Source organism: Mesorhizobium sp. M7A.F.Ca.US.006.04.2.1 (assembly GCF_004022915.1).
In the GTDB taxonomy this organism is placed as follows: Bacteria; Pseudomonadota; Alphaproteobacteria; order Rhizobiales; family Rhizobiaceae; genus Mesorhizobium; species Mesorhizobium ciceri.
Window position 1 is genome coordinate 1 of the sequence record NZ_RZQA01000102.1, and the last position, 11005, is coordinate 11005.

General features: G+C 62.2%; 12 protein-coding genes. 5 read left to right on the forward strand and 7 right to left on the reverse strand.

Annotated elements, in window-relative coordinates; genetic code table 11:
- Window positions 1-423, forward strand: a 423-nt coding sequence (locus EN925_RS08225) for an EAL domain-containing protein (protein WP_164894158.1), incomplete at its 5' end; no start/stop codon positions are given.
- Window positions 424-499: 76 nt separating this feature from the next.
- Window positions 500-1240: a polysaccharide deacetylase family protein gene (locus tag EN925_RS08230; protein ID WP_081714379.1), complete on the forward strand. Its 741-nt coding sequence runs from the start codon at window positions 500-502 to the stop codon at window positions 1238-1240.
- 71 nt (window positions 1241-1311) lie between these two features.
- Here the strand turns inward: EN925_RS08230 and EN925_RS08235 are convergent, their stop codons facing one another.
- Both EN925_RS08235 and EN925_RS08240 read right to left on the reverse strand, forming a co-directional pair.
- Window positions 1312-2124, reverse strand: coding sequence for a hypothetical protein (locus EN925_RS08235; protein ID WP_245267631.1), 813 nt, complete (start codon window positions 2122-2124; stop codon window positions 1312-1314).
- A 115-nt stretch (window positions 2125-2239) separates the two neighbouring features.
- A complete protein-coding gene (locus EN925_RS08240) occupies window positions 2240-2668 on the reverse strand; it encodes a MarR family winged helix-turn-helix transcriptional regulator (protein WP_013532326.1) in 429 nt (142 codons plus the stop codon).
- A 115-nt stretch (window positions 2669-2783) separates the two neighbouring features.
- Between EN925_RS08240 and EN925_RS08245 the strand changes: the two genes are divergently transcribed.
- A complete protein-coding gene (locus EN925_RS08245) occupies window positions 2784-3191 on the forward strand; it encodes a hypothetical protein (RefSeq protein WP_013532327.1) in 408 nt (135 codons plus the stop codon).
- A gap of 143 nt (window positions 3192-3334) precedes the next feature.
- Here the strand turns inward: EN925_RS08245 and EN925_RS08250 are convergent, their stop codons facing one another.
- On the reverse strand, window positions 3335-5380 hold the full coding sequence (locus EN925_RS08250; protein WP_127385469.1) for an NADH:flavin oxidoreductase: 2046 nt from the start codon (window positions 5378-5380) through the stop codon (window positions 3335-3337).
- Between the two features lie 101 nt (window positions 5381-5481).
- Between EN925_RS08250 and queF the strand changes: the two genes are divergently transcribed.
- Entirely contained in the window at window positions 5482-5943 is a 462-nt protein-coding gene (gene queF / locus EN925_RS08255; RefSeq protein WP_010915503.1) for a preQ(1) synthase, read from the forward strand.
- Window positions 5944-5952: 9 nt separating this feature from the next.
- On the opposite strand, the gene EN925_RS08260 is transcribed toward queF, so the two are convergent.
- The 4 genes from EN925_RS08260 to EN925_RS08275 all read right to left on the reverse strand — a co-directional run bounded on the left by EN925_RS08260 (window position 5953) and on the right by EN925_RS08275 (window position 10387).
- Window positions 5953-6564, reverse strand: coding sequence for a hypothetical protein (locus EN925_RS08260; protein WP_127369658.1), 612 nt, complete (start codon window positions 6562-6564; stop codon window positions 5953-5955).
- 4 nt (window positions 6565-6568) lie between these two features.
- Window positions 6569-7048: a DUF3828 domain-containing protein gene (locus EN925_RS08265; protein WP_064994159.1), complete on the reverse strand. Its 480-nt coding sequence runs from the start codon at window positions 7046-7048 to the stop codon at window positions 6569-6571.
- A gap of 96 nt (window positions 7049-7144) precedes the next feature.
- Window positions 7145-8794, reverse strand: coding sequence for an ABC transporter substrate-binding protein (locus EN925_RS08270; protein WP_128336446.1), 1650 nt, complete (start codon window positions 8792-8794; stop codon window positions 7145-7147).
- 42 nt (window positions 8795-8836) lie between these two features.
- Window positions 8837-10387 carry a trimethylamine methyltransferase family protein gene (locus EN925_RS08275; RefSeq protein ID WP_127370354.1) on the reverse strand — a complete coding sequence of 517 codons (1551 nt, stop codon included), beginning with the start codon at window positions 10385-10387 and terminating at the stop codon, window positions 8837-8839.
- Between the two features lie 90 nt (window positions 10388-10477).
- Here EN925_RS08275 and EN925_RS08280 point away from each other — a divergent pair.
- A partial coding sequence (locus EN925_RS08280; protein WP_128336447.1) for a LysR family transcriptional regulator occupies window positions 10478-11005 on the forward strand: 528 nt, incomplete at its 3' end.

Sequence of the window (11005 nt, forward strand, 5' to 3'; positions counted from 1 at the left end):
TCCGTCATCCTCGACGACGAAAAGACAGGCATCGCCGCCAAGCTGCGCCACATCAGGGCAGCCGGCGTCCATCTCGAACTCGATGATTTCGGCATCGGCTATGCTTCGCTCAGCCATGTCAACCCGAACGAGATCGATCGGCTGAAGATCGATCGCCGCTTCGTTCAGAACATCCATGAGAATGGCGACAACTCGAAGATCGTGCGCGCCATCACCGAGCTGGCGCGTGGCCTCGGCATCTCGATCGTCGCGGAGGGTGCCGAAACCGAGGCCGAGCTCGATTCGCTGATGGCGATCGGCTGCGACCAGGTGCAGGGCTACTCCATCGCCTTCCCGATGCCGCACGACAAGGCGCTGGAGTGGCTGACCGCCCGCATGCCGAAGAAGGCGAAGCTGACGGTGCTGCAAGGAAGCCTGGCATAGGTACGGCCGGGCTGCCTTGACAACCGCGTGTGAAGATGGCCGCCTTGTCGTGATCGCAACAGGGATATCGGGGCTGATGACACCGTTTCGGTTTGCCCTTGCGGCACTGCTGATCTTTGCGGCCCCCGCCCAGGGCGCCGATCGCACCATCTATCTTACCTTCGACGATGGGCCGCTGAACGGCACAAGCAACATCCTCGACGTGCTGGAGGCCGAGCAGGTTCCTGCAACCCTATTCATGGTCGGCATGCACGCACAGGCGAGCGCTGCCAACAGAGCGCTCGTCCAGCGCGCCAAGCAGCTTCCTCTGGTGACGCTCGGCAACCACAGCTACAGCCATGCCTACAATCACTACCGGCATTTCTACGGCGACACCGAGGGTGTCGTCGCCGACATGGTACGGGCAAACGCGGTTCTCGGCTTGAAGCCCGTGGTGCATGCAAGGCTGCCGGGGCGCGACGTGTTCAGGCTGCCCTCCATGTCGAAGAACGACACTTCGCTTGGCCTCGCCCAGGAGGGGCATGAAGAGCCCGACTACGAATTTGTCGCGGCCTCAGGCTTCTATCTCTACGGCTGGGACCATGAATGGGTGCACAAGGACAACGGCGAGCCGGTGCAGAGCGTCGACCATCTGGTCAGCGAGATCGATCATCTGTTCGGCTATGGGCGCTTCGTCAAGCCCGGCAAGCTGATCCTGCTGATGCATGACGAGATGTTTCAGGACGGCTTCGACGGCAAGACGAAGCTGACCAATTTGATCGCCGCGCTGAAGCTGCGCCGTTACGCCTTTGGGGCAATCCAGGGCTACGACGACTGAACCGGTAAGGACGGCAAGTTCTTCAGCGGATGTGCATCGGTACCCGATGCTGTCGCATGGCCGGCAAGGCGTCAAAGCACCTCGATCGACTCCCCGCGCAGCTTGTGCCGACGCAATTTGATGTATGTGCGCAAATTAGGCGTCATCTGAAAGCCCACCAGCTTCGTCTCCTGGAGGGGAGCAGCCCACGCCATCGTCTCGTAGCGGGCGCCGTAACCTTCGATGGTGGCGGCAAGATTTTCGTGGCCCAGATTCCTGGCCAGAGTGGCGCAGGCAGCAACCCTCGAACGAATCGACTGGCCGTATTTGGGCGCAAACGCCAGTCCGCCGTCCGCCAGGTCATCGACCTCATGGGCAAGCGCCAGGAACAGAATGTCCTCGTCGCCGGCAGGCACACCTTTGTCCACAATGCGCTCGGGATCTCCCGTGTCGAATTTCAGTCCGACCACGCGAGCGACAAGACCCTCGACGCGAGGACCGATTTTTTGCTCCAGCCACTTGCGGTGAGCATCGGTTCGCCTGCTGGATTTGCCGTCCGGATACTGGCCTCCGTCATAGGCGGCGTGAAACATAGCAGCGAGGACAAGATCGACGCTTTTGTCGAAATGCGCGACCGACGACGCAGCTCCCACCGCATGGCAGATGAAAGGCCGTCCCGTCTTGCGATAACGGCCGTTGAACATCGCGCAACACACACGATACGCCTTCTGCACCCGGGCGATATCGGCAAGCGGATATCCAGCCTCGTATAGCTGGATGTAAAGCGCCGTGTTGGTCTGGCGCGGAACGAACAGATCTTCTTTGGTCAACTTGTCCCCCCGAACGTTGTTAGGTTTTCCGGCGACTTCTCGCTGCCGAAGCCAGCGGCTTCGGTATTCTTGCACAGATTTTGCGGAAGAGTTGAGCCTGACCTCTTCCCACCAGGATCAGCCGGACAATGGAACGTTACAAATGTGATGAGGGAAGTCCAGTCCAAGGAAATTCTTGGTCCGCAGGGTTCTATCCCCCGACATTGCCCCGCAACACAGCCAGCACCTGCGCGAACTCCGCCAGACGCTCGTCGGTCAATCCCACTCGCAGCCGCTTGTCGAAGACGAGCGCGGCCTTGCGCAGTGTCTCGAACATCGCTTCTCCGGCCTCGGTCAATTCGACCAGATGAACCCGGCGGTTGACGGGGTCGCGGCGGCGCATCAGCAGGCCCTGCGCCTCCATGGCGTTGAGATGATGGGTCAGCGTCGCGCCCTGGATACCGATCATGCCGGCAAGCTCGCGCTGGTTGGCAAGGTTGCTCGACTTGACCGATAGCAGCGTGAGCCAGATCGGCAATGTACCTCCAGCCTCGACCAGGGCAGCATCGAAGGCCTGGGCAACCAGCTTGGCGGTTCGTCCGAGATTCATGCCGACTGGCGGGCGGTCAAAGGGTGTCATTGCAGGACCCTAGACGGTGTCATGCACGGATGGAACTGGCACGACTTATATATTGACATCTAACCATTCGATATCTAATCATCTAGAGATGGCGGGCTAATGAGGAAATCCGGTCATGCAATATGTCTACATCGTCGTTATCGGTCTTCATGTCATGGCAGGCGTATTCTGGGCGGGCACGACCATCGCGGTCGGCCGTGACCCGGACATCCGGGCGGAACGGTTCTTCCGGCCGCAAATGGGCGCTGCCGGCCTGGTTTTCCTGACCGGCATACTGCTCTGGTATTTCTTTCACGAGGGTGTTTTCGGCTCGATGGAGAAGGTGCTGGCGCTGGGCATCGTGACGGCCCTGATCGCCGCCGGCGTGCAAGGCGCGCTGGTGGGCTCAGCCAGCAGGCAGCTTGCCGGTGCCGATGCGGCAACGGAAAGGCAGTTGCGCGCGAAGATGACAAGAGGCGAGCGCATTGCCGGGGGGCTGTTGGTGCTGACAGTGCTGTGCATGGCCACCGCCAGAATGTTTTGAACGCCGCCACGCGGCACACCCTCACAGAATCGTGCGTTGTCTGGCGACGAGCCAATGACGTGCGAGCGCGCGGCCAGACCGAAGTACATGGGCTCTCGTACGCAGGTCCGGCCGCGCGCCACCGATCCTCGCAACGCCCAATTTCAGATCCGCAAGCCGAACCTGATGCCGTCGTAGATGGCGGCATGGATGTTGCGCGAGGCGACCGCGTCGCCGATGCGGAACAGTACAAAGCCGCCTTCTGGATTGCGCTTGGGGAAGATGTCGCCGCCGCTCACCAGCCGTTCGTAGTCGACCGCACCGCCGTTCTTCGACAGCGGCTTCAGCGAGAGATAGAGATCATCGAGCGGCAACGTACCGTGCTCGACCACCACCTGGTCGACCCTGCGCTCGCCGCGCCAGCCATCGGCGAAATCCGATGCCAGTTCGGCGACCAGTTGGTTGCCCTCGCGGCGCACCGAACGCAGCCGCGTGTTGATGGTGATGGTGACGCCCTTTTCCTGAAAGGCGCGCATATACGGCACATGGTTCATGCCGCCCATTTCCGGGGCAAAGAAACGTTCGGGCGAGACAAGTTCGAGTTTCGAGCCGGCATTGGCGATCAGTTCGGCGGCGCCCATGCCCTGATGGCCGCCATTGTCGTCATAGAGCAGTACATTTTCGGCCGGCTTGACGCTGCCGGCCATGATGTCCCAGCTTGAGGTGACAAGATTGTCGCCGGCCGTCAGCGGCGGGTTCTGCGGCAGGCCCCCGGTGGCGACCACCACCACGTCGGGTGACAGCGCCAGAACATCGTCCTTCTCCGCCCAGGTGTCGTAGCGGATCTCGACGCCGAGCCGGGCGAGTTCGGCCAGCCGCCAGTCGATGATGCCGATCAGCTCCTTGCGGCGCGGGTTCTGCGTCGCCAGTCGAATTTGGCCGCCGGCCTGGCTCGATGCTTCAAGCACCGTCACCTTGTGGCCGCGCTCGGCTGCGACCCGCGCAACCTCCAGCCCGCCGGCGCCGGCTCCGATGACCACGATTTTCTGCTTCGGTCCTTCGGTCTTGACGATGATATGCGGGATTTCGGCCTCGCGGCCAGTCGCGGCATTGTGGACGCAAAGCGCTTCGCCGCCCTCATAAATGCGGTCGAGACAATAGGTGGCGCCCACGCACGGGCGGATCTCATGCTCGCGGCCCTCCATCACCTTTTTGATGATGTGCGGATCGGCGATATGGGCGCGGGTCATGCCGACCATGTCGAGCTTGCCGGTGGCAATGGCGTGGCGTGCGGTGGCCACGTCGGATATGCGCGCCGCGTGGAAGGTCGGGAATTTCGTCGCCGCCCTCACCTCTCCGGCGAAATCGAGATGCGGCGACGAGCGCATACCGGCCACCGGTATGACCTTGGTCAGCGCCGCGTCGCTTTCGATCGAGCCGCGGATGATGTTGAGGAAATCGACCTTGCCGGAATTGGCCAGCCGCCCGGCGATCTCGATGCCCTCCTGTTTGGACAGGCCTTTTTCGAAATCTTCGTCAGCGACCATGCGGATGCCGACGACGAATTTCTCGCCGACCGACGCACGCACGGCATCAAGCACCATGTTGGTGAAGCGCAGGCGGTTGTCGAGCGAGCCGCCGAATTCGTCGTCGCGATGGTTGGTGGCCGGCGACCAGAAGCCGTCCATCAGATGGCCGTAGGATTCGAACTCGATGCCGTCCAGGCCGGCGGCCTGACAGCGCTGGGCGGCCGAAGCATAGTCGGCGACGATGCGCTCGATGTCCCAGTCCTCGATGGTTTTCGGGAATGCGCGATGCGCCGGCTCACGCACCGGCGAGGCCGAGAGTACCGGCAGCCAGTCGGCCTTGTTCCAGCCGGTACGGCGGCCGAGATGGGTGATCTGGATCATCACCTTGCAGTCGTGCTCGTGGCAGGCATCGGCGAGCTCGGCCAGCCACGGCACGATCCTGTCGTCATAGACATGCAGATTGCCGAAAGCGGCCGGGCTGTCGCGCGAGACGATCGCCGAGCCGGCGGTCATGGTCAGCGCCATGCCTCCCCTAGCCTTCTCGGCATGGTAGAGCCGGTAGCGCTCTTTCGGCATGCCGTCCTCGGAATAGGCCGGCTCATGGCTGGTCGACATGACCCGGTTCTTCAGCGTCAGATGTTTGAGCTGGTAGGGCTGGAGAAGCGGATCGTTGGAGGTCATCGTCTTCCTGCGGTTTCAAATTGTGCTAATGAGCGGCAAAATTCGTTTTCAAGCATGTCGTCCCGCACGCACTCCGGGCGCATGCGACAAGGATTGGGCCCATGATCGACACCAAAACTCTCACCCAGCTCGGTGCGCACGTCGAGACGCCACAAAGCCCCGAAGCAGCGGTCCTGGAGACCGTACCGTTTTCGCGCGGCGACGGGCCGCCGGCGATCGTGCGCTTCACCTGCCCGGAATTCACCTCGCTGTGCCCGGTCACCGGCCAACCGGACTTCGCCCATATCGTCATCGACTACGCACCCGATGCGGCTCTGGTGGAATCGAAGTCGCTCAAGCTGTTCATGACCTCGTTTCGCAACCATGGCGCCTTCCATGAAGACTGCACCGTCATGATCGGCCGCCGCATCGTGGCGGCAACCAAGCCGCTGTGGTTGCGCATAGGCGGCTATTGGTATCCACGCGGCGGCATTCCGATCGATGTGTTCTGGCAAACCGGCGCTCCGCCGGAAGGCGCCTGGCTCCCCGACACCGGGGTGGCGCCCTATCGCGGGCGGGGTTGAGCTCGCCCATCATTCGCACTGATATTGGCTGAGTGCCCATTCGCCGGTCACCGACAACAGGTCCGTGATCTTCCAGTCGCCATCGACCTTCTTGAATTTCCATTCCAGCCGGTGCGGGTTGCCCGATATGACGAAGGCGACGATGACCTTGGCCTGGTCACCGTTGATCGCCTCGAGCGTCTTCAGGCTCTTGTCTATCTCGGCCTTGTCGTAATCGGCATTGTCGAGCGCCATGTTGGGGTCGAGGCACTCGCCCTGCCCGGATTTGCGCAAGGCGTCGCTCTTGTCGAGCACGGTTTTGGCCGGATCGATGAAATGGCTTCGCTCGGCCGGATCGATCTCCAGCCCGACCTGACCGTAAAACGGCCGCACCACGGCGGTCGGCGAGCCCGGCTGGATCGGTGCGGCGGGCGCGGCTTCGGCCGGCGACCATCCAACCGGCGGCGTGGCCGGTTCTGCCGCTCCGCCCGGCGCATTTGCGGGCGGTGCAGCGCTGTCGCTCGGCTGGGTGTCGGCCGGGGCGTTTGCCGGCGGCGCACCCAACAAGCCTTGCGCGGCGGCGCCGCTCAGAGCCGCCAGCAGGCACACACCCGACAGTGCCACGAACCGGCCGTGGGCCATCGCTTCACTCCGGCGTCTGGCCGGCCATGCATTCCAGCGCGCTGAGCGTCCAGTCGCTGGTTTTGGAAGCGATGTCCGATATCTTCCACTTGCCGTCGATCTTCTTGAGCGACCAGAGCATTTCACGTTTGGAATCATCGCCTTCCGGAAACAGGCTGAAGGATGCCGTGACCTGTGCGTTGTCGCCATCCTGCTTCTCAGACAGTTTCAGCGTTTTCGAGACGGTTTTCTGATCGAAATCCTGAGCGTCGAGACCAGGATCGAAATCGATGCAGGCGACCTGGTCCGGGTTCTTTTTCGTTGCCTGGTCGTTCAGCTCGAACAGTTTCGTCACCGGTTCGGTGAACCGGTCCCGATATTGTTCGTCGGCCTCGAACTTGACCGCCGGGGCATAGAAGAACTTCACCGCGTCGGACGCCGGTCCGGCGACGGCTCCGGCCGGCAGGGCTATCGAAAGGGCGGCAACGATCACTGTCAGTCGCATGCAGAATCTCCGGCTTTTGACGGCTTGAGCCTATCAACACCACGTATCCTGCATATCGGCTTTTTTGCGGCTCATGAAGTCCTGCAGCACCTTGTTTCAGCCGTCCAGCCAGACGTTCTGAAGGTCCATCTCGAATGTCTGGTGGACACCATAGTTCTTCACCTTCTTGCTCATGTGGCTGTAGAGCTTCTGCCAGAAGGGCTGAATAATGACGCCCGAATCCTGCAGGATCTGCTCGACATCCTTCATGACCTCGCGTCGTTTCTCCACGTCGATGAGCGAAAGCGCCTGCTTGAGCTTGGCATCGAAATCGGGGTTGGAATATGCCGATTCATTCCAGGCCTCGCCGGTGCGATAGCCGAGCGCCAGCACCTGCACGCCAAGCGGGCGCATGTACCAGATCGTCATCGAATAGGGATATTTCGTCCAGTCGTTCCAGAAGGTCGAACCCGGCAGCACCGTGCGCTTCACCTTGATCCCGGCATCGCGCAACTGGCCGGCAATGGCGTCGCCGGTATTCTTCTGCCAATCGTCCTCGATGGTGATCAGCTCATGCTCGAAGTCGGCCTGTCCGGCTTCCGCCATCAGCTTCTTGGCGCCGGCGGCGTCGCGTGTCTTCTTGGGCAGCGCATAGTATTCCGGATGGATCGGGGCGACGTGGTGGTTTTCACCAGGGGTGCCTCGCCCGGCATAACCGAGTTCGAGGACCGCATTGTTGTCGACGGCCATTTGCAGGGCGTTGCGCACCCGCTTGTCGTCATAGGGCTTGTGGGTGATGTTGGTGCGGGCAACCAGCGTCGTCGCCGTCGCCACCTCCGATTTCACCAGATCCATCTTGTCGAGAATGTCGATGAAGTCGGCGGGCGACTCGAAATTGAGGTCGATCTCACCGGATTCGAACGCGTTCACGGTGGCCTTGAAATCGGTGCCGTAGTCGACGAACTCGACGCTGTCGAGCGGCGCCTCACCACCCCACCATTTGCCATTCTCACGACGCTTGACGACCGCCTTCTGGCCGACATCGTAGGAGACCAGTTCGAACGGTCCCGTGCCGATCGGCTTCTTGATCGGATCGGCACCGTCGGCATCGAAGCTGCGATGGACGACGAGCGCCGGATAGTCGGTGAAATTCGGGATCAGCGAAATGTCTGGTTCGCTTAACTTCAGCTTGACCGTATTGTCGTCGACCTTGGTGATCGCGCCATCCCTGGCCTTGCCGGTCTTTGCGTCGATCAGCGCGCCGACCCGGGCGGCCATGGAATTGCCGGCGACATTCTTCTCGCACCAGCGGGTCAGATTGTGAGCGACGTCATCGGCGTTGAAGGCATCGCCATTATTCCACGTGATGCCCTTGCGCACATGCAGCACGTATTCGGTGGCGTCGTCGTTGATATCCCAGCTTTCGAGCAGGACCGGCTCGAAGGTGAATTGCCTGGTATAGCGGACAAGCGGCTCCAGCCAGCAGCGCGAAATGTTCGCCAGTTCCACCCAGTCGTAAGTGCGCGGATCCTTCTGTCCCTTCACCGACATCGAGACGCGCAGCGTTCCGCCTTTCTTCGGCTCTTCGGCCAAGGCCCGATCCGGCACGGCAAGGCCGATCATGCCATAGGCAAGAGCCGTCGATGCGCCGAAGGCGCTTGCCAGCGCCAGGAACTCGCGCCGGTCGACACGACCCGCGCGTGCTTCGACCGCCATTGCCTCGATAGCGCTCGGCACGCGATCGCCACTGCTTCTGAAGAATGCCATTTTTTCCTCCCGTCTGGTTCCCTTTGATCTTGGTTCTTCGCCTCAACTGACGCTGTCCGGCAGCCTCTCCTCGCGCCGCGCGATGAAATCCATCAGGCCATCGGCGATGCCTTCGTCGAGCTTCGGCTCCTCGTAATCCGCCAGCATGTTGCGCGCCTTCTCGCGGCCGCGCGTGTCGTGGTCCTTCGCCCCTTCTGCCTTCCACTGTTCGAACGAATTGAAGTCCATGATCGAGGGCATGAAGAAGGCGGATTCGAAATGTTCCAGCGTGTGCTGGGTACCGAGGAAATGGCCCTGCGGTCCCACCTCGCGGATTGCCGCCATGGCTTCCTTGAAATCGTCGAACGGCAGGCCGCCGGCATATTTGTACCAGCCGACGAGCTGTTCGCAGTCGGTGGCGAATTTCGAATAGCCGCAGGTCAGGCCGGCCTCGAGCCATCCGGCGGAGTGCCAGATGTAGTTGGCGCCGGCGAGGATGGCGGCATGCATCAGCATGTTCGCCTCGTAACCAGCCTGGGCGTCGTTGAGCTTCGACCCGACATGGAAGCCGGAGGTGCGCCACGGCAGCCGGTATTTCCGCGCCAGCGCTCCCATCAGATACATCATCTGCGCCGCCTCGGGCGTGCCGCCCATCGGAGCACCGGTCTTCATGTCCACCGTGACCATGAACTGTCCGTAGATCTGCGGCGAGCCTGGGCGCAGCAGTTGCGTGAAGGCGACGCCCGCCAGCGCTTCCGCATTGACCTGTGCCACAGCGCCCACGGCGGACGCCGAAGTCGAGGCGCCGCACAGTGCAAAGGGTGCGAGGATCAGCGGCTGGTTGCTTCGCGCATAGACCTTCATCGCGTCCAGCATGGTGGCGTCCCACACCAGCGGCGAATTGCAGTTGGTGATCGACACCAGGACCGGATTGTCGCGGACGTAATCCTCTCCGAACACGATGCCTGCCATCGCCATCGTGTCTTCCGCCCGCTCCTTGGACGTGACGATGCCCATGAACGGCTTGTCGGAATGCTTAAGCGCGGAATGGATGATGTGGAGGTGACGCTTCGGTACCGCGATTTCCATCGGCTCGCAAATGACCGAACTCGATGAATGCAGCGCCGGCGCCATGTAGGCGAGTTTGTGGAAATTGTTGAGGTCGGCGAGCGTGCCGTAACGCCTGTTGTTATCGAGATCGCGAACATAGGGCGCGCCATACATCGGCACGAAGATGGTATTGTTGCCGCCCACCCGCACCGTGCGCTGCGGATTCCTCGCATTGAGCGTGAACTCCGACGGGACCTTCGACACCAGTTCCATCAGCAGGGCCCGGTCGATCCGCACACGGGTTTCCGAGACATCCGCGCCCGCCGCCTTCCACAGTGCGATAGCCTCGTCGTCGCGGAACTCGCATCCCACCTCTTCGAGGATCAAGAGCGACTCCTCGTGGATCAGCTCGACCGCCTCATCCGGGACCATCTGGTAGACGGGGATCTGGCGGACCAGCGTCGGGAACGACGTTACGGGAGCTCCGCGCAGGGCCTTGCGCCCCAGGCGGCCGCCACTGCGGCGGTTGGCATGTTCGGTCACTTCGGGGGCCGGTGCGTTCATGGCAACTCCATTCCACTCATGAAGGAGCCTAGCGCGACAAAATGGTGATGTGACGCTGGAAAATCCTGATCTCTTGTATAAGCTCAGCTTATGCGAAGCTTGCGCCACCTTCTGCCTTCGGCCGGCAGCCTGATCGTCTTCGAGGCGGCCGGGCGGCTGTCGAGCTTCACCGCCGCCGGGCGCGAGCTGGGCATGACGCAGGCCGCCGTCTCCTATGCCGTGCGCGGACTGGAAGAACAGCTCGGCGCCAAGCTGTTCCAGCGCCGCCACCGCCAGGTGCTCCTGACCGAGGCCGGCGAGCGCTTCCATGCCGACGTCTCGCTCGGCCTTTCGCACATCCGCAAATCGGCGGAGGATCTGCGCCTGCAGGCGACCGGCGGTCATGTCACGCTGGCCGCCTCGACCGCGTTCGGTTCGTTCTGGATGATGCCGCGCCTGCAGCAGTTCCGTGACGAGCTGCCGGGCATCGACCTGCGTATCCAGACCGCCGACCGCGACCTCGACATCATCGCGGAAGGCATCCCGCTCGGCGTGCGCGGCGGCGCGCCGCGGGACTGGCCGGACTATCATTCGTTGCCGCTGGCTGACGAGGAGATATTTCCCGTCGCCGGCACCAGC